The 18,290-nt window shown below is 59.9% G+C and carries 20 protein-coding genes; 2 read left to right on the top strand and 18 right to left on the bottom strand.

The genetic code is table 11. The features are described 5' to 3' along the window. The 15 genes from ispG to trmJ all read right to left on the bottom strand — a co-directional run bounded on the left by ispG (position 1) and on the right by trmJ (position 11,934). Complete coding sequence (ispG, locus tag AB4N84_RS05050; RefSeq protein WP_074752832.1) at positions 1-1,110, bottom strand: flavodoxin-dependent (E)-4-hydroxy-3-methylbut-2-enyl-diphosphate synthase; 1,110 nt, start codon at positions 1,108-1,110, stop codon at positions 1-3. A 3-nt stretch (positions 1,111-1,113) separates the two neighbouring features. Further along, positions 1,114-2,142 (bottom strand): RodZ domain-containing protein, encoded by a 1,029-nt coding sequence (locus AB4N84_RS05055; protein WP_460045454.1) that lies wholly within the window; start codon positions 2,140-2,142, stop codon positions 1,114-1,116. Then, a complete protein-coding gene (gene pilW / locus AB4N84_RS05060; protein WP_074752834.1) occupies positions 2,142-2,900 on the bottom strand; it encodes a type IV pilus biogenesis/stability protein PilW in 759 nt (252 codons plus the stop codon). The genes AB4N84_RS05055 and pilW overlap by 1 nt, the downstream gene beginning before the upstream one ends. Positions 2,901-2,926: 26 nt before the next feature. Next, complete coding sequence (rlmN, locus tag AB4N84_RS05065) at positions 2,927-4,075, bottom strand: dual-specificity RNA methyltransferase RlmN (RefSeq protein WP_460045455.1); 1,149 nt, start codon at positions 4,073-4,075, stop codon at positions 2,927-2,929. 27 nt (positions 4,076-4,102) lie between these two features. Continuing rightward, positions 4,103-4,528: a nucleoside-diphosphate kinase gene (gene ndk, locus AB4N84_RS05070; RefSeq protein ID WP_074752836.1), complete on the bottom strand. Its 426-nt coding sequence runs from the start codon at positions 4,526-4,528 to the stop codon at positions 4,103-4,105. Positions 4,529-4,618: 90 nt separating this feature from the next. Continuing rightward, the gene (iscX, locus tag AB4N84_RS05075; protein WP_460045456.1) at positions 4,619-4,819 is read right to left on the bottom strand and encodes a Fe-S cluster assembly protein IscX; all 201 of its coding nucleotides are present in this window, start codon (positions 4,817-4,819) and stop codon (positions 4,619-4,621) included. A gap of 13 nt (positions 4,820-4,832) precedes the next feature. Next, positions 4,833-5,174 carry an ISC system 2Fe-2S type ferredoxin gene (gene fdx / locus AB4N84_RS05080; RefSeq protein ID WP_062383494.1) on the bottom strand — a complete coding sequence of 114 codons (342 nt, stop codon included), beginning with the start codon at positions 5,172-5,174 and terminating at the stop codon, positions 4,833-4,835. A gap of 3 nt (positions 5,175-5,177) precedes the next feature. Continuing rightward, positions 5,178-7,040, bottom strand: a complete 1,863-nt coding sequence (gene hscA / locus AB4N84_RS05085; protein ID WP_460045457.1) for a Fe-S protein assembly chaperone HscA — start codon at positions 7,038-7,040, stop codon at positions 5,178-5,180. Positions 7,041-7,085: 45 nt separating this feature from the next. Then, positions 7,086-7,604 carry a co-chaperone HscB gene (gene hscB / locus AB4N84_RS05090; RefSeq protein WP_460045458.1) on the bottom strand — a complete coding sequence of 173 codons (519 nt, stop codon included), beginning with the start codon at positions 7,602-7,604 and terminating at the stop codon, positions 7,086-7,088. An 8-nt stretch (positions 7,605-7,612) separates the two neighbouring features. Further along, entirely contained in the window at positions 7,613-7,936 is a 324-nt protein-coding gene (gene iscA / locus AB4N84_RS05095) for an iron-sulfur cluster assembly protein IscA (RefSeq protein WP_074752840.1), read from the bottom strand. 38 nt (positions 7,937-7,974) lie between these two features. Next, positions 7,975-8,361 (bottom strand): Fe-S cluster assembly scaffold IscU, encoded by a 387-nt coding sequence (gene iscU, locus AB4N84_RS05100; RefSeq protein WP_062383507.1) that lies wholly within the window; start codon positions 8,359-8,361, stop codon positions 7,975-7,977. 92 nt (positions 8,362-8,453) lie between these two features. After that, a complete protein-coding gene (locus tag AB4N84_RS05105; RefSeq protein WP_074752841.1) occupies positions 8,454-9,668 on the bottom strand; it encodes an IscS subfamily cysteine desulfurase in 1,215 nt (404 codons plus the stop codon). 44 nt (positions 9,669-9,712) lie between these two features. Further along, positions 9,713-10,204 (bottom strand): Fe-S cluster assembly transcriptional regulator IscR, encoded by a 492-nt coding sequence (gene iscR / locus AB4N84_RS05110; protein WP_074752842.1) that lies wholly within the window; start codon positions 10,202-10,204, stop codon positions 9,713-9,715. Positions 10,205-10,375: 171 nt separating this feature from the next. Continuing rightward, the gene (gene cysE, locus AB4N84_RS05115; protein ID WP_074752843.1) at positions 10,376-11,161 is read right to left on the bottom strand and encodes a serine O-acetyltransferase; all 786 of its coding nucleotides are present in this window, start codon (positions 11,159-11,161) and stop codon (positions 10,376-10,378) included. Further along, a complete protein-coding gene (gene trmJ, locus AB4N84_RS05120; protein ID WP_460045460.1) occupies positions 11,161-11,934 on the bottom strand; it encodes a tRNA (cytosine(32)/uridine(32)-2'-O)-methyltransferase TrmJ in 774 nt (257 codons plus the stop codon). The genes cysE and trmJ overlap by 1 nt, the downstream gene beginning before the upstream one ends. A 236-nt stretch (positions 11,935-12,170) precedes the next feature. On the opposite strand from trmJ, the gene suhB reads away from it, so the two are divergent. Then, positions 12,171-12,986 carry a type III secretion system regulator SuhB gene (gene suhB / locus AB4N84_RS05125; protein WP_074752845.1) on the top strand — a complete coding sequence of 272 codons (816 nt, stop codon included), beginning with the start codon at positions 12,171-12,173 and terminating at the stop codon, positions 12,984-12,986. 40 nt (positions 12,987-13,026) lie between these two features. On the opposite strand, the gene AB4N84_RS05130 is transcribed toward suhB, so the two are convergent. Further along, complete coding sequence (locus AB4N84_RS05130) at positions 13,027-13,962, bottom strand: LysR family transcriptional regulator (protein ID WP_460045461.1); 936 nt, start codon at positions 13,960-13,962, stop codon at positions 13,027-13,029. 133 nt (positions 13,963-14,095) lie between these two features. Between AB4N84_RS05130 and AB4N84_RS05135 the strand changes: the two genes are divergently transcribed. After that, positions 14,096-15,316: a cation:dicarboxylate symporter family transporter gene (locus AB4N84_RS05135; RefSeq protein ID WP_460045462.1), complete on the top strand. Its 1,221-nt coding sequence runs from the start codon at positions 14,096-14,098 to the stop codon at positions 15,314-15,316. A 25-nt stretch (positions 15,317-15,341) separates the two neighbouring features. On the opposite strand, the gene AB4N84_RS05140 is transcribed toward AB4N84_RS05135, so the two are convergent. Together AB4N84_RS05140 and AB4N84_RS05145 are read right to left on the bottom strand one after the other, a co-directional pair. Further along, positions 15,342-16,940: an argininosuccinate lyase gene (locus tag AB4N84_RS05140; RefSeq protein ID WP_460045463.1), complete on the bottom strand. Its 1,599-nt coding sequence runs from the start codon at positions 16,938-16,940 to the stop codon at positions 15,342-15,344. A gap of 66 nt (positions 16,941-17,006) precedes the next feature. Further along, positions 17,007-18,248 (bottom strand): OprD family porin, encoded by a 1,242-nt coding sequence (locus tag AB4N84_RS05145; RefSeq protein ID WP_074752849.1) that lies wholly within the window; start codon positions 18,246-18,248, stop codon positions 17,007-17,009. Between the last annotated feature and the right edge of the window lie 42 nt (positions 18,249-18,290).

Raw genomic sequence — 18,290 nt, forward strand, 5'->3', positions numbered from 1 at the left:
TTAGCCGCGAACGATCAGCGCTGCGTCGGCCTGGACCTTCTCGGCCGCTTTCTCGCGGATCAAGCGTTCAAGCTCGTCCACCAGATTGTCATTGGTCAGCTTTTGCGACGGCTTGCCATCGATGTAGATCAGGTTCGGCGTACCGCCAGTGAGGCCGATATGGGCTTCCTTGGCTTCGCCCGGACCGTTCACCACACAACCGATCACCGCGACATCGAGCGGGACCAGCAGATCTTCAAGGCGCCCTTCCAGCTCGTTCATGGTCTTGACCACATCGAAGTTCTGCCGCGAGCAGCTCGGACAGGCGATGAAGTTGATGCCACGGGAACGCAGGTGCAGCGACTTGAGGATGTCGTAACCGACTTTCACTTCCTCGACGGGATCAGCGGCCAGCGAGATACGAATGGTATCGCCGATTCCTTCGGCCAGCAGCATACCTAGGCCGACGGCCGATTTCACTGTGCCTGAACGTAATCCACCGGCTTCGGTGATGCCAAGGTGCAATGGCTGGACAATTTGCTTGGCCAACAGGCGGTAGGCTTCGACGGCCATGAACACATCGGACGCTTTGACGCTGACCTTGAAGTCCTGGAAATCAAGGCGATCAAGGTGCTCGACATGGCGCAGCGCGGACTCGACCAACGCCGCCGGGGTCGGCTCGCCGTATTTCTTCTGCAGGTCTTTTTCCAGCGAACCGGCGTTGACGCCGATACGAATGGGAATGCCGCGATCACGCGCAGCATCGACCACCGCGCGAACACGGTCTTCACGGCCAATGTTGCCCGGGTTGATCCGCAGGCAATCGACGCCAAGCTCGGCCACACGCAGGGCGATCTTGTAGTCGAAGTGGATGTCGGCAACCAGCGGCACCTTGACCAGCTGTTTGATACGACCGAACGCCTCGGCGGCGTCCATGTCCGGGACCGAAATGCGGACGATGTCCACGCCTGCGGCCTCCAGACGGTTGATCTGAGCGACGGTTGCAGCGACGTCGTTCGTGTCGCTGTTGGTCATGCTCTGTACCGCGATCGGGGCATCACCGCCGACCGGCACCGAGCCGACCCAGATTTTACGAGATTCGCGACGTTTGATCGGAGATTCGCCGTGCATGACTTATTGCCCCAACTTCATGCGAGCCGTCTGGCCCGAAGTGAAAGGTGCGACGTCGACCGGCTGACCGTTGTAGCTGACCTGTGCAGCACGGGCCACGCCCAGTCGCACCGCCAGAGGTGGCTTGCCGCTGACATCGACGGTGTCGCCAGAGCGCTTGAGGCCACTGGTCAGCACCTTGCCGTTACCGTCGGTGATCTGAAACCAGCAATCGGCGTTGAATGCGATGTGCACCTGACCGAAACCGGCAGGCGCCGGCGCTGCCTCAGTGGTCGCTGGTGCTTGTGCAGGCGCTGGCGCAGGCACGGCAGCCGTGGCTGGCGTCGTCGGCGCGGTGTGCGCGGGAGCAGCAGGCGTGGCAGCCGTGCCGTGCGCAGGCGCAGCCGCTGTTGCACCTGTGGCTGGCTCGGTGGTGGTCGGTGCGGTGGTGGTCGGCGCGGTCGGTACGGCTGCGGCCGGCTCGGCGTTATTCAACGGCAGCGGCGCTGGCGTGCTGCCCTGGGCTTCAGTAACCGCCTGATCTTCCGGCTCGTCCAGCGGATGAATCTGGGTGGTGCCGTCAGCACTTTCGACTTCGACATGCTCCATTCCGAGACTGGTTGGTTCCTTGCCGCGCAGAGTCGCCTGATCCTGCCACCAGACAAACCCCCCACCGATCAGCGCAATCAGCAGCAACAGGCTGACAATGCGCAGGATATTGTGGGACAGGCGCACAGGCTCTTCGATTCGACCCAGGGCATGTACGTTGCTGCCCTTGCCGTCGGTGCCGGTGTACTGATCGAACTCGTTGACCAGGGCTGCCTGGTCAAGGTCCATCAGTTTCGCGTAGGCACGAATGTAACCCCGGGCAAAGGTATGGCCGGGGAGCTTGTCGAAATCGCCCGCCTCCACATAACCCAGGGACGTCGCGGTGAGGTTCAGCCTCAAAGCCACATCTGGCAGCGACCAGTTTCTGCTCTCGCGAGCCTGGCGCAACGTTTCACCAGGGTTCCTGCGAGTGGCTGCTACAACTTCGGGATGCGCCGCTTTCATCATTGCTCCGACAGGTATTGCTGATATTCCGGCGTACCGGGATAGAGTCTTTTTAGTTGCAGGCCATAACTGGCTGCCTTGTTGCGATCGTCATAAACCTTCGCTAACCGCGTACCCAGCAACAGACTACGTGCATTCTGCTCGCTAAGCTGGCTGAAACGGTCGTAATAGTCACGCGCCGGCACATAATGCCTGTCTTCGTAAGACATCTCAGCCATTTCGAGCAATGCGCGTGGTTGTTGGCGATCAAGCCTCAAGGCTTTGTTGAATTCTTCCAGTGCTGCGTCACGATTCCCCAGCATCAGGGACGTCATGCCCAGGTTCTCGAACACCCTGGCACGCTCGGCGTAGAGATTATCATCGGCGGCCTGCTGAAAGCGCTCATAAGCTTCCTTGTAGCGCTTCTGCTCGTAAAGAAAGCCACCGTAGTTGTTGAGAATGCGGGCATCCTTGGGACGTGAGGACAGTGCCTTGGTGTAATACTCATTGGCCAGCTCGGGTTCGAGCTCGGCTTGAAAGACGAGTCCCAGGGCAGCGTTCGCGTCGGCGTCCGAGCTGTCCAGCTCAAGCGCCTTTTTCAGCGGCGCTTTCGCCCGCTCCATCTGACCCTGCTGCAGATAGCCGAGGCCCAATTGCACATAGGCATGACGAGCTTCTTCACGTCCCTTGCCGGTACTCAGCGGATCGACGTTGCCAGTGGACACACAACCTACCAGCAACGTGGCAAAACACAGGAGCAGCGCAACGCGCAGGGACATAGAGATCCTCTCAGTCAAATTCGCAGTCAGGTACGGGCCGCGGTGACCTGAGCCCCGTCGGTCTCGGCACTGAGCTCACGCACAGCGATGTAACGTTCGCTGCGACGCGTGCGGTCCATGACCTGCCCGACCAACTGGCCACAGGCAGCATCGATGTCCTCACCGCGCGTGGTACGCACGGTGACGTTATACCCGGCTTGATGCAGCAGATCCTGGAAACGGCGGATCGCGTTGTTGCTGGGACGCTCGTAACCCGAATGCGGGAACGGGTTGAACGGGATCAGGTTGATCTTGCAAGGCGTGTCCTTGAGCAGCTCGATCATCTCGACCGCGTGCTCAGGACGATCGTTGATGTCCTTGAGCAGCGTGTATTCGATGGTCAGCACGCGCTTCTCGCCCAATGCCGACATGTAGTTGCGGCAGGACTCGAGCAGCATCTTCAAGGGATACTTCTTGTTGATCGGCACCAGCTGGTTGCGCAACGCGTCGTTCGGCGCGTGCAGCGAAAGGGCCAGCGAAACGTCAATGTGCTTGGCCAGCTCATCGATCATGGGGACCACGCCCGAGGTGGACAAGGTCACCCGGCGTTTGGAGATGCCATAGCCGAAGTCATCCATCATCAGATGCATGGCGGAGATGACATTGTCGAAGTTCAGCAATGGCTCACCCATGCCCATCATCACCACGTTGGTGATGGCACGGTCGACGGTAGCCGGGACACTGCCGAAAGATTTGTTGGCAATCCACACCTGACCGATCACTTCGGCGGCGGTGAGGTTGCTGTTGAAGCCTTGCTTGCCGGTAGAGCAGAAGCTGCAATCCAGCGCGCAGCCCGCCTGGGACGAGACACACAGGGTGCCGCGTTTGCCTTGCGGAATGTAGACGGTCTCGACGCAGCTGCCGGACGCCACGCGAACGACCCATTTACGGGTACCGTCGGTGGAAATGTCCTCGCTGACGACTTCAGGACCCCGAATTTCGGCACGACACTCGAGCTTTTCGCGCAGCGCCTTGCCAACGTTCGTCATGGCTTCGAAATTATCGACGCCAAAATGGTGAATCCACTTCATGACCTGACCGGCGCGGAAGCGTTTCTCCCCGATCGACTCGAAGAATTTTTCCATTTCCGGCTGGGTCAGACCCAACAGGTTGATTTTGCCAGTTGTATCAGTCATGGATTCACCCTCACTCGCAGCAGCAGCTTAGCGAGCGGTTACCTCGGTAGCAGCGAAGAAGTAAGCGATTTCGCGAGCAGCAGCAGCTTCGGAGTCCGAGCCGTGAACAGCGTTGGCGTCGATGGAATCAGCGAAGTCAGCACGGATAGTGCCAGCAGCTGCTTCTTTAGGGTTGGTAGCGCCCATCAGCTCGCGGTTCAGAGCGATGGCGTTTTCGCCTTCCAGAACCTGAACGACAACCGGACCGGAGATCATGAAAGCAACCAGATCGCCGAAGAAACCACGAGCGCTGTGCTCAGCGTAGAAACCTTCTGCTTCGGCCTTGGACAGTTGCTTCAGTTTCGACGCCACAACACGCAGACCGGCTTTTTCGAAGCGGGTGGTGATTTCGCCGATTACGTTTTTAGCAACGGCGTCAGGCTTGATGATCGAGAAAGTACGTTGAACAGCCATGGTGTAACTCCAGAAACAGTGATTGTTGCGAAAAATTAAACCCGCGAATTATACGCGGGTTCTGGTGTATTGCCTAACGTGCAAAGATGATCAGTCTATTTCATCGGCCCAGAGGGGCTGGATCGCTTCCAGCACCTTCTCACCGACCCGCCCCGAATTCTTATCGAAACCAGGCAACCCTGTAATCATCTCCTGCAGTTTGACGAAGCTGACCGAGTACGGGTTAACGCCCGGGTAGGCCTCGGCAAGCTCCTCAGCGATACGCTGTACATCATTCCAACCGTAGCTCATGACAATCCCTCGGTCAGTGCGGCGCTTCGGCTGCATGGTTAAGCGAATATTTCGGGATCTCGACGGTCAGGTCTTCAGTGCCGACCTTCGCCTGACAGGACAGACGCGACTGCGCCTCAAGACCCCAGGCACGATCAAGATAGTCCTCTTCCAGCTCGTCAGCCTCTTCCAGGGAATTAAAACCCTCGCGAATGATGCAGTGACAGGTGGTGCAGGCACAGACGCCGCCGCAAGCGCTCTCGATTTCGATGTGGTTGTCATGCGCCACTTCAAGAATCGACTTGCCGGTTTCGGCCTCGACAACCATACCGTCCGGGCAATGCTCGGCGTGTGGCAGAAAAATGACCTGCGGCATCAGTTATTCCTCAATCTCATTCAGGTTGCGCCCTGCCAACGCGGCTTTCACCGTCGAGTCCAGGCGGCGGGCTGCGAAGGCATCGGTCACCTGCGACAGACGCTTGGTCTGCTGCTCGATGGCCGCACCGTCGGTGCCCTTCATCAATTCACGGAGTTCGTCCACCTGCATGTCGATAACCATGCGCTCTTCGGCATCGAGCAAGCGCTCGCCATCGGCCTGCAGCGCACCTTCGACGGCTTCGATCAGACGCTGGGCGTCGACCTGCTGTTCACGCAGGACACGAGCGACCTTGTCATCGCCGGCATACTGGAACGAATCCTTGAGCATGCGAGCGATTTCGCCGTCGGTCAGACCGTAAGACGGCTTGACCTGGATGCTGGACTCCACGCCGGACGCCAGTTCCCGAGCGGACACGCTGAGCAGACCGTCGGCGTCGACCTGGAAAGTGACACGAATCTTGGCGGCGCCGGCGACCATGGCGGGGATGCCGCGCAGGTCAAAACGCGCCAGCGAACGGCAGTCGCTGATCAATTCACGCTCGCCTTGCAGCACGTGAATCATCATGGCCGACTGGCCGTCTTTGTAGGTGGTGAACTCTTGAGCACGCGCCACCGGAATCGTGGTGTTACGCGGGATCACTTTCTCCATCAGACCGCCCATGGTTTCAAGCCCCAGGGACAGTGGAATCACGTCCAGCAGCAACAGCTCGCCGCCGTCACGCTTGTTACCCGCCAGTGTGTCGGCCTGGATCGCGGCACCGATGGCCACCACTTGATCAGGGTCGATTTCGGTCAACGGCTGACGACCAAACAGCTCGGCAACGGCTGCGCGAACACGAGGCACACGGGTCGAACCGCCGACCATGACCACCGCTTCCACTTCATCCAGTTCGATCCCGCTGTCACGCACCGCGCGACGGCAGGCCTTGAGGCTGCGGGCGATCATCGGTTCAATCAGCGCTTCGAACGCTGCACGGGTCAGCACGCCCGTCCACGCACCGTGTACGACATCGACCGAGTCAGTGTCCGTCAGCGCTTCCTTGGCGGCACAGGCGGTCTGCATCAGACTGCGCTGCGCCGAAGGATCGAGGTCATCGGAAAGACCAGCCTCAGTGATGATCCAGCTCGCGATGGCGTGGTCGAAATCGTCGCCGCCCAGCGCGCTGTCGCCGCCGGTGGCCATGACTTCGAACACACCGCCGGTCAGGCGAAGAATCGAGATGTCAAAGGTGCCGCCGCCCAGATCATAGATGGCCACGACCCCTTCGGCGTTCTGGTCCAGACCATAAGCCACGGCCGCCGCGGTAGGCTCGTTGAGCAAACGCAGGACCGTCAGCCCCGCCAGCTTGGCGGCGTCTTTGGTCGCCTGACGCTGAGCATCGTCGAAATAGGCAGGCACGGTAATCACCGCACCGACCAGATCGCCACCCAACGTCGCTTCGGCACGCTGACGCAGTACTTTCAGGATATCGGCAGAGACTTCAACGGGGCTTTTGGCGCCCTGAACCGTCTCGATGAACGGCATGTGCGACTCACCGCCAATGAAGCGGTAAGGCAGTTGCTCGCCCAGATGCTTGACGTCGGAGATGCCGCGCCCCATCAGGCGCTTGACCGAAATGATCGTGTTCAAGGGGTCGGCGGCGGCAGCGTCTTTGGCCGACTGGCCCACTTCGACGCGATCGGCGTGGTAACGCACCGCTGACGGCAGGATGACCTGCCCGTTCTGATCGGGAAGCGGTTCACTGATGCCGCTGCGCAACGCAGCCACCAGCGAGTTGGTGGTGCCGAGATCAATCCCGACGGCCAGACGGCGCTGATGAGGTTTTGGACTTTGGCCGGGTTCGGCGATCTGCAGTAGAGCCATTGCTTTTCTGATATCACTGGCGCGCCGCCCAAGGGCGGCGCGGGGTTAATCGTCGAGGCGCTCTTCCAGCTGGCGCACTTCGTAAGAGAGCTTGTCGAGGAACTGCATACGGCGCATCAGCCTTTCGGCCTGCTCACGCTGTGCAGCATCATCCCAACAGGCCGCGAAGCTTTCGTTCAGTTCTTCCTGCGCAACCTTGAGCCGACGCTTGAACGTCGCGACACCGTTCAGGTCCGCTTCGTCCTGCAAGTCCTCGAGTTCTTCGCGCCATTGCATCTGCTGCATCAGAAACTCGGGGTCCTGCACGGTGACTTCAAGCGGAACCTCGCCCTTGAGCGCCAACAGATAGCGCGCCCGTTTAGGCGCGTTCTTCAGCGTCTGATAGGCATCGTTCAAGCTCGCCGAGCGCTCCAGCGCAACGCGCTGCTCACGCTCGGGGGCGTCAGCAAAGCGGTCGGGGTGCACGCTACGGGCAAGCTCGCGGTAACGCGTCGCCAGCAGGTCTAGATCCAGACGGAAGCCCGGCTGCAGATCGAATAAAGCGAAATGACAAGGAGTGCCCACAGTCAGCCTCAAACGTTGAAGCTTTCGCCGCAGCCACATTCACCGCGCGAGTTGGGGTTGTTGAACTTGAAGCCTTCGTTCAACCCTTCCTTGACGAAATCGAGCTCGGTGCCGTCGAGGTAAACCAGGCTCTTGGGATCGATGATCACCTTGACGCCATGATATTCGAACACCGAGTCTTCGCTTTCCGGCTCGTCGACGAACTCGAGGACGTACGCCAGGCCAGAACACCCGGTCGTACGAACACCCAGACGAATGCCATCACCTTTGCCACGCCCTTCAAGGGAGCGACGCACGTGGTTTGCGGCAGCTTCGGTCATGCTGATAGCCATCGGAACTCCTTACCTCTTGCAAGCGGGATGAAGACTGCTTAGAGCAGGCCTTTCTTCTGCTTGTAATCGCGAACAGCGGCCTTGATGGCATCTTCAGCGAGTACGGAGCAGTGAATTTTCACCGGCGGCAACGCCAGCTCTTCCGCCAGTTGGGTGTTCTTGATGGTTTCTGCTTCGTCCAGGGTCTTGCCCTTCATCCACTCGGTGGCGAGGGAGCTGGAAGCGATGGCAGAACCGCAGCCGTAGGTCTTGAACTTGGCGTCTTCGATGATGCCTTGCTCGTTAACCTTGATCTGCAGGCGCATCACGTCGCCGCACGCTGGAGCGCCGACCATGCCGGTGCCGACATCAGGATCTTCCGCGTTCATCTTGCCGACGTTGCGCGGGTTCTCGTAGTGGTCAATGACCTTTTCGCTGTAAGCCATGGTGCAATCCTCTCATCAGGTAAATCGCTCTCGCGACACTTCAAAAACCGGACAACGCGTTTTTAAAGCGCCGCATCTGTGGCGACTTTAAATTAGTGCGCCGCCCACTCGATTTTGGAGATGTCGACACCGTCTTTGAACATGTCCCACAGCGGCGACAGAGCGCGCAGCTTGGTGACAGCCTCGCAAACTTTCTGCGCAGCCCAGTCAATCTCTTCTTCCGTGGTGAAACGGCCGAAGGTGAAACGGATCGAGCTGTGCGCCAGCTCGTCGTTGCGACCCAGGGCGCGCAGCACGTAGGACGGCTCCAGGGAAGCCGAGGTGCATGCAGAACCGGACGACACCGCGAGGTCCTTGAGCGCCATGATCAGCGACTCGCCTTCGACGTAGTTGAAGCTCAGGTTCAGGTTGTGCGGTACGCGAGCGGTCATGCTGCCGTTGACGTACAGCTCTTCCAGGTGCTCGACCTGCTTATAGAAACGGTCGCTCAGTGCCTTGATGCGCACGTTCTCGGCAGCCATGTCTTCTTTGGCGACGCGGAACGCTTCACCCATGCCGACGATCTGGTGAGTGGCCAATGTGCCCGAACGCATGCCGCGCTCGTGACCGCCACCGTGCATGGTCGCTTCGATGCGAACACGCGGCTTGCGGCTCACGTACAGCGCGCCAATGCCCTTTGGACCGTAGGTCTTGTGGGCCGAGAAGGACATCATGTCGACTTTCAGTTTCGACAGGTCGATGTCGACCTTGCCGGTGGACTGAGCGGCGTCGACATGGAACAGCACGCCACGCGAACGGGTCAGCTCGCCAATCGCAGCGATGTCGTTCACGGTGCCGATTTCGTTGTTCACGTGCATGATCGAAACCAGGATGGTGTCGTCACGCAGAACCGATTCGATCATGGCCGGAGTGATGAGACCGTCTTCAGTCGGCTCCAGATACGTGACTTCGAAACCTTCACGCTCCAGTTGGCGCATGGTGTCGAGGACAGCCTTGTGTTCGATCTTGCTGGTGATCAGGTGCTTGCCTTTGGAGGCATAGAAATGCGCAGCGCCTTTGATCGCCAGGTTGTCGGATTCGGTAGCACCGGAGGTCCAGACGATTTCACGCGGGTCGGCGTTGACCAGATCAGCGACCTGACGACGGGCATTCTCGACCGCCTCTTCTGCTTTCCAGCCGAAGACGTGGGAGCGCGACGCCGGGTTACCGAAGTTGCCATCAACCAGCAGGCAATCGCTCATTTTCTGCGCAACACGCGGGTCGACCGGGGTCGTCGCGGAATAATCGAGGTAAATCGGCAATCTCATTGAATATCTCCTATCGGGCAGGCGCGCCGCGCGTTCATCTGCGTTCACTCAACGGCGGATGTTTCAATCTTGTCCAGTTGCTGCGTCTTGTTGTTGCAACGACGCAGATCCTGACGTTGGGCGACTTCCTGCACTTCACGGCGAGTGACGAGGTCGGCCAGGCTGATACCGCTTAGAAATTCGTGAATCTGCTGGCTGAGGTCACACCACAAATGGTGGGTCAGACAGGTATCGCCAGCATGGCAATCACCGAGTCCCTGACAACGTGTCGCATCGACCGATTCGTTGACCGCATCGATCACCTGCGCCACTTGAATGCCTTGCATCGTGCGGGACAGCTGGTAGCCACCGCCGGGCCCACGCACGCTGGACACCAGGTTGCTGCGGCGCAGCTTGGCGAACAGTTGCTCGAGGTAGGAAAGGGAAATCCCCTGCCGCTCGGAGATGTCGGCCAGAGACACTGGCCCATGCTGCGCGTGCAATGCCAGATCCAGCATGGCAGTGACGGCGTATCGGCCCTTTGTAGTCAGTCGCATGACGTGTACCGCGGAGGTTCGGAATGAGGGCGAGTATGCTATTCCCGAGTATTTAAGTCAACTATAAGACCTAGTGAAACAGTCGGGATTACCCGCAAAACAGCGGGCCGCATCATAGCAAAACCCAGGCTGGAATGGCACTTCTGCGTTTTCCAGCCCCCACCCCCTCCTTTAGTCGTGGACGGCTTTGGTTTCGCTGCGTTCCTTGATGCAATCGAAGACTTCCTGATGCAACTCCGGAAGGGCCTTCTCGCGGTATTCGCACCCCAGACTCTTGAGCGCCTTGCCCATGTCTTCCATGCGCACATCCACCGCTTGCAGGTGATCCAGCAACTGACCGATCGCTTTGGCGACAGGGTCTGGCATGTCTTCGCTCACACCGTACGCATCGAAACCGATCTTCTCGGCCATCGCCTTGCGCTTGGCTTCAGCCTCGCTGTCGTCGGACTTGACGATGATCCGCCCGGGAATACCGACCACTGTCGCACCCGCCGGCACCGGCTTGGTCACCACGGCGTTGGAACCGACTTTGGCGCCCGCGCCCACCGTAAACGGGCCCAGCACCTTCGCACCCGCCCCCACGACAACGCCGGATTCCAGCGTGGGATGCCGCTTGCCTTTGTTCCAACTGGTGCCGCCCAGGGTCACACCCTGATAAAGCGTCACGTCATCGCCGATCTCGGCTGTTTCGCCGATGACGATGCCCATGCCGTGATCGATAAAGAAGCGCCGCCCGACTTTGGCGCCGGGGTGGATTTCGATACCCGTCAACCAGCGACCGAAGTTGGAGACCATACGGGCCGGCCACTTCAAGTCCTTGCGCCACAGCCAGCCAGACAAACGATGCAACCATATGGCGTGCATACCGGGATAGCAGGTCAGCACTTCGAATGCGTTTCGGGCTGCCGGGTCACGGTGAAACACGCTTTGAATGTCTTCTCGCAGACGCTCGAACATCACTGATCCTTCCGCTTGTAGGGCTCGCCGTTGGCCGCTTTCTGGGTCTCGGTGAGGATGCCGCGCAAAATGCTCATTTCAGATCGGTTTACAGCGGATCGCCCGTAGAGCCGGCGCAACCTGGCCATCAGATGACGAGGCTTTTCCGGATCGAGGAAGCCAATATTCACCAGCGTGGCCTCCAGATGCTCATAGAATTTTTCCATCTCATCCATTGTCGCAAGCTCGGTGCTGCGCACGGAATTGACCTCGAACTTCTCGACCTTGGTCGCCTGTCCGCCTGCTGCGAGCCACGCCATGCGGGTTTCGTAGCTCAGGACCTGCACCGCAGCCGCCAGATTCAGCGAGCTGAATTCCGGGTCGGACGGGATGTGCACGTGGTAATGGCAGCGCTGCAGCTCTTCGTTGGTCAGCCCCGCGTACTCACGGCCAAACACCAGGGCGATCTCTTCGCCCTGTGCGGCGTGCTCAACGGTTTTCACGCCCGCTTCGCGTGGGTCGAGCAACGGCCAGGGAATGCGGCGATCACGGGCGCTGGTACCCAGCACGAGGTTGCAGCCCACGAGCGCATCTTCAAGCGTCGCGACCACTTGGGCACCTTCCAGAATGTCGCCCGCCCCCGACGCACGGGCGTCCGCTTCGTGGTGCGGGAACATCGCCGGATCGACCAGCACCAGACGCGAAAGCCCCATGTTCTTCATGGCACGAGCAGCGCCACCGATATTTCCCGGATGACTGGTACCGACCAGGACGACACGAATATTTTGCAGCACTGGTGAAGTCTCGCTAGCAGGTGAAAAGGGGGACGAATCTTACAGAAGCACCCGGCGCAAGGCTATGAACCCGTGCGCCATTCGACCTAGATACACCGTTAAGGCCCGCGGGGCCAGTGACGATCAAGGGGTCATGAGGCGACCGGACGCAGGGCAAAGGCTGCACTCGCGCTGGAAATCGTCGGAAAGAACCCATAGAATGCCCGGCTCTCTTTAACGACCTAGGTGATACATCCATGCAGCCCATGCTGAATATCGCGCTGCGCGCCGCCCGCAGCGCCAGCGAATTGATTTTCCGCTCCATCGAGCGCCTGGATACCATCAAGGTCGACGAAAAAGACGCGAAAGACTACGTCACCGAGGTCGATCGCGCGGCAGAAAAAGTCATCATTGACGCCCTGCTAAAGGCTTACCCAACCCACGGCATCCTCGGCGAAGAAACCGGCCTGCACGAAGGCAGCGGTGAAGGCGCCGATTACCTGTGGGTCATCGACCCGCTGGACGGCACCACCAACTTCGTTCGCGGCGTTCCGCACTTCGCGGTCAGCATTGCCTGCAAATACCGTGGTCGCCTGGAACACGCCGTTGTTCTGGACCCGGTCCGTCAGGAAGAATTCACCGCCAGCCGTGGCCGTGGTGCGCAACTCAACGGTCGTCGCCTGCGCGTCAGCCCTCGCAAGAGCCTGGAAGGCGCCCTCCTCGGCACCGGCTTCCCGTTCCGCGAAAACCAGCTGGACAACCTCGAGAACTACCTGAACATGTTCCGTTCGCTGGTTGGCCAGACCGCCGGCATCCGCCGCGCTGGCGCAGCAAGCCTGGACCTGGCCTACGTCGCTGCCGGTCGCTTTGATGCGTTCTGGGAGTCGGGTCTGTCCGAATGGGACATGGCCGCAGGCGCCCTGCTGATTCAGGAAGCAGGCGGACTGGTCAGCGATTTCAACGGTGGCCACGAATTCCTTGAGAAAGGCCACATCGTTGCCGGCAACACCAAGTGCTTCAAAGCCGTACTGACCTCGATCGCTCCGTACGTGCCAGCCTCGCTGAAGCGCTAAGCTTCAACGCTGCAAAAAAACCGGCCCTGTGCCGGTTTTTTTATGCCCGCTGCAGCGCCCTTCGCCCGCTCAACTCGCGCGACAGATCAATGAAGTTCTGCAGCGGCGGCAGCTGATTAAAGCTGCGACACACCAGCGTGATCGGTGCATGCAGCCGAGGCCTGGCATGGGCAATCGGACAGTAGACGACACTCTCTTTGTGCACGTCCTTCATCGAAGCCGGGACGATGGAGATTCCTGCGCCCGCAGCCACCAGGCTGACGTTGGTCAGCATGCGCTCCACCTCGAAGGCAATCTTCGGATTGAAGCCTGCGTTTTGACAGGCTTTGATCAGGTTGGCGTACATCCCGGGAGCGCCGGGCCGTCGCACGAGAATGAACTGCTCATCCTGCAGGTCATCGAGCGAAATCGACGGAGGCTTGGCAGACGGATCATGCTCCGCCAGCAACCTATGCCCCACCGGCAAGGTGAGCAGCATTTCCTCGTTGAGCAGGCGATGAAACTCAATGCTCTGATGACGACTGACCGGCGCTCGCAGGATGCCGACGTCGACACCGCCCTCGATGCTCATGTCAGTGAGCTTTTTCGCACTCCCCTCCTTGAGTGAAACCGCCACGCCGGGATAACGCTCACGATAAGCACGAATGATGCGCGGGATCAGCGGATGGGCGGCGGCCGAACTGGTGAAGCCGATGCTCAACTGGCCTTCGATACCGTGAGCGGCACGAGACGCCTTGAGCGAACCCTCTTTGACACGCGCCAGAATGCCCTGCGCTTCCTGTAGGAATACCAGACCACCCGCCGTGAGATCTACGCCCTTGGGATGACGCTTGAACAGGTCGAACCCGAGTTCGTCTTCCAGCGCTCGAATTTGCTGGCTGAGTGGCGGTTGCTGCATGTGCAGGCGAGCGGCGGCGCGTGTGAAATGCCGCTCCTCGGCCACCATGACGAAATAGCGCAGATGACGAAGCTCCATGGTGGTCTATCCCGCCTCAAGGTTTTATGATGGCCGCCCGATCAACGCGACATTGACCGGCAAGCGTGCCCAATCCATCCAGCGCTGACAAGGCACGTTCATAACAATAAATACGCCGAAACCCGGAACACCGATGCCACTCAGGCTTCTGCGCAATCCCACGCTCCAACTGCTCATGGCCATCGCCTGCGGCATGCTGCTGGGCGCTTCTGACCCGCGACTTGCCGTTGCCATGAAACCACTGAGCGATGGTTTCATTCGCATCATCGGCTGGCTGATGCCTTTCATGATGTTCCTCCTGATCGCGTCGGGCGTCGCCGGTTTGCAGGTCAGGCAACGCGGCTTGGGGTGCAGGGTCCTGATCTATTTCCAGACGATGGCGCTGCTGTCGTTGTCGATGGGGTGCCTGATCGCTGAAGCCCTGCACCCGGGTAACGGCGTCGCATCCAGCGCGTCAAATCTGTCCCTGCCCGTGATCGATGCGGCCAACACCCCAGGCGAATTTTCGTGGTCAGCCGCAGGGGCTGTCGTCAGCCATGCACTCGTGCAAAACCCGATACTGCCGATCATGCTCGCCGGGTTATTGGCAGGTGCCCTGCTCGCCCGCGCAGAGGGGCATCGTCATGCCGATGCCTTGCGCACGTTGCTGGAAAAGGCCGTGGGCCTGCTCTTCAGGGTTCTGAAGGTCATTCTGCGTTTCGCACCGCTTGCCGCTTTTGGCGCCATCGCCTTCACCATCGGGCGTTTCGGCCCGGCGTCGGCATTACCGCTGCTCAAGTTCGTCGCCGTGATGTACCTGGCATCGGCCGCCTTCGTGCTGCTGGTATTGGCCCCCGTAGCCCAAACCTCCGGGGTGTCGCTATGGCGGTTGATCGCGCATCTGAAGGACGAGTTGCTGCTGGTAACGTTCACCGGTTCCTCCGTGGCCGCACTGCCTGGCCTGATCGAGAAGATGCAGACCCTGGGCTGCGACCGCCAGCTGACGCGCCTGGTGCTGACCACCGGCTACACCTTCAACCTCAGCGGTTCAAATATCTACCTGATCACGGCGGCACTGTTTCTGGCGCAAATGGCGGGGATCGAACTGACCGGCAGCGAACTGCTGACGCTGCTGCTGATATCACTGGTGACGTCCTTGGGCTCTACCAGCATGGCGGGTTCGGCCTTCTTCACATTGATCGCGACGCTGAACCTGTTTCACCTCGTACCGCTGGAAGGTGTCGGCTTGCTGTTGGGCGTGGAACGCCTGATGAAGTGCAGGGTGTTGACCAACGTGCTGGGCAATTGCGTGGCGTGCCTGGCGATTGCGCGCTGGCAGAATGCCGTTGCTTTTGTTTCTGCCCGAAGGACGTAACCCACCGGGCAGAAACCGACTGACATCAGCCTTTGGACGACAGCAACTTCTCGAACGCCCGATCCAGGTTACCTTCCGCCTGGGTCAACTTCTCTCGACGTTCACGCAGCCACGCCTGATCGGCATCCAGCGTCTTGTGCGCCTCGGCCAGCATGCGTTTGACCTCTTCGGGCTGAGGTCCACCGGTGCCTTTGCGGGTCTTGACCATGTTTTCCGGCGACAGCGACGCGCGGAACGTCGACTCATCCAGCGGCAGGGTATTCGGCTTCCACTGATACTTGTCCGCCGCCTGGGTGTAGAGCTTTTGCGCGTCGGCATACGGGAAGGTTTTTGGCGTCAGGCCTTGATCGCGGGCCTGCTCGACGATGAGTGACGCGAAGCTGTGGCCAATGCGAAATGGCACTTTCTGCGTACGCTCAAGCGTGTCCGCCAGCTCCATCGAGGTGGTCCACTCGTTTTCCAGTTCTTCGCGGGCGCGCTGCGGATTGACCTGTAACGCATCAAGCACGGCATCCATGACGCCGAACATGGCTTTGGTCGAATCGAACACACCCAGCGAGTCGAAGGCGAACTTGTAGTCGGTCATGCCAGGCGTGACGTTGTGCGCGCGCAGGGTCACGCTTTGCGCCAGGCCCACCACGTCGGACGCGCTTTCCCGCGCACGCATCAGCAACCCCGGATTCCGTTTCTGCGGCATCGCGCTGCTGGTGTAGGTCTTCGCCTCGTCCAGTAACAACCACGGCCGAATCTGGTGGTATTGGGTGTGGATGTCGCCAATCATCGCGCCCACCCGAATCGCCGAGGACGACGCGATATTCGCTGCCTCGATCGGGATGTCGTAGGTGGAAATCTGACTGGAATCCAGGGAGTTCTCACGCACGCCGTCGAAGCCCAGCAACTCGGCCATGCGCTCGCGGTTCAGCGGGTAAGCGGAGTTGGCCAACACGGCAGTGCCCATCGGGCTTTGGTTCAGGCGTTGATACAGCTCGCGGATCCGCTGCCCATCGCGATCAAACGAGGCCTCGAACGCCAGCAAATAGTGCGCGTAAGTGATCGGCATCGCCTGAACGCCGTTGGTGTAGGCCGGAATCAGCGTGTCGATATTCTTGTCGGCCAGGTCCAGCAGGCGTTTACGGGTCGCGTTCATGGCTTCGCTGTAGGCCAGCACGTCCGAACGCAGTTTGGCCAGACGGTAGGTGGCGAGCATGTCCTGGCGACTGCGACCGGAGTGAATCAGCGACGCTTCCGGGCCGATCTTGTCGGTCATGATCTGCTCAAGTTGCAGCACATCGGACGGGCGCTTGCCATTGGGCTGGTCGGCCTGATCGATGGCGTAGCGCACGCCGGTCGCGATCTTCTGGCCCATCTCGGGTTTCACAATGCCCTCTTCGGTCAGCATGACGATCGAGGCTTTGTTGATGCGGTTCAGCCAGGAAAACTGGCTTTCGCCTTTGTTGCCTTTGGCGCTCGATTTATCGACCGTGGCGCCGATTTTCGCCGCCTGGGCAGCGCATTGCTCGGTCGTCGCACACGGCAACTCGGCCGTGTTGGCCGCATAAGCGCCATAGCTGTTGAACAGCGCGAAGGCGATGGCCAGATGGATGAGGGACTTTCTTGTGGGCATATCAAGCTCCGTTGCGGCGAGTGCCGAAGATGAGCGTTATTGGGAAGGTGATAAAAGCTTCGGCACTCAGAGCAGCGGCAGCGTGTAGCTGACGATGACGCGGTTCTGGTCGATGTTGTTGCCGCCGTTACTGCGGTAGGTGCCGTTGCGCCACTTCAGTTCGAGGTTCTTCAGCGCGCCGCTCTGGAACACGTAGGCAATGTCGCTGTTGCGTTCCCACTCGGTGCCTTCCTTGTTGCCGCGAGCGAAGTTGTCGCCCTGCAGGTAGCGAGTCATGAAGCTCAAGCCGGGCAAGCCCACCGCTGCAAAGTCGTAGTCGTAACGGGCCTGCCATGAGCGCTCCTCCGGGTTGGCGAAATCTGGAGAAATCATCACGTAATTGACGAGGAAGGAGTCGGTGCCCGCCAGGTGCGGAAACCCGGTTTCGCCGTTCATGCGTTGATACGCCACGCCAAAACCATGGCCTGCGACGCTGTAGGTGAACTTCGCGCCCACGGCGGTATTGTCGACGTTGGTATTACCATCCTTGAGCGAGCGCGCGTAACGCAGGTCACTCTTGAATGACTGCGACTCGCTCAGCGCAAAGCTGTGAACCAGCGTCACGATGTGCTGCTTGTAGTTGTTTTCAAGCCCACCGTAGTTGTAAGACGTGGTCAGCCCCTTGCTCCAGTTGTAGCTTGCGCTGGCGAAGTCGAACTTGTCGCTGGGACGACCGCCCTTGAGGCCCTTGCCATCGGCCTCGATGTCTTCGTGCCCGCTGTCGTTGCGCTCGGTGTTGCTGGTCAGGCGGCCGACGTTGAGGGTCATGTCGGCGATGTCTCTGGACGTCACCTGCGCACCCCGAAAGGTCTGCGGCAACAGACGGCCGTCGTTAGGGAGTACCGTCGGCAATCTCGGCAGCAAGGTGCCGACCCGCAACACACTCTTGGAGATTCGCGCCTTGGCGGTCACGCCTGCGCGGCCGTAGTCATCCGGGGCCTTTTCATCCCCGACCGGCAGCAGTCCGCTGTTGCGACGATCGGGACCGGAATCCAGCTTCAGACCGAACAGGCCGATGGCATCGACACCGAAGCCGACCGTGCCGTCGGTAAACCCCGACTCATAGTTGAGGATCAGGCCCTGGGCCCATTCGTCACGCTTGGACTGGCTGGCGCCGTCCTGTCGGTAGTCACTGTTGAAGTAGAAATTGCGAAGTTCGAGATCAGCTTTGCTGTCCTCGAGAAAACCGGCTTCGGCGAAGCCAGGAAACGCCAGGGTCAGCCCGAAGGCAGCCGACGTGAGGCCAAGAGCAACAGGGCTTTTATGCATTTTTATTCCCGTGTGTCATCGCTGATTTTTATTAGATTTATC

It is taken from the genome of Pseudomonas sp. S2_H01, assembly GCF_054668305.1.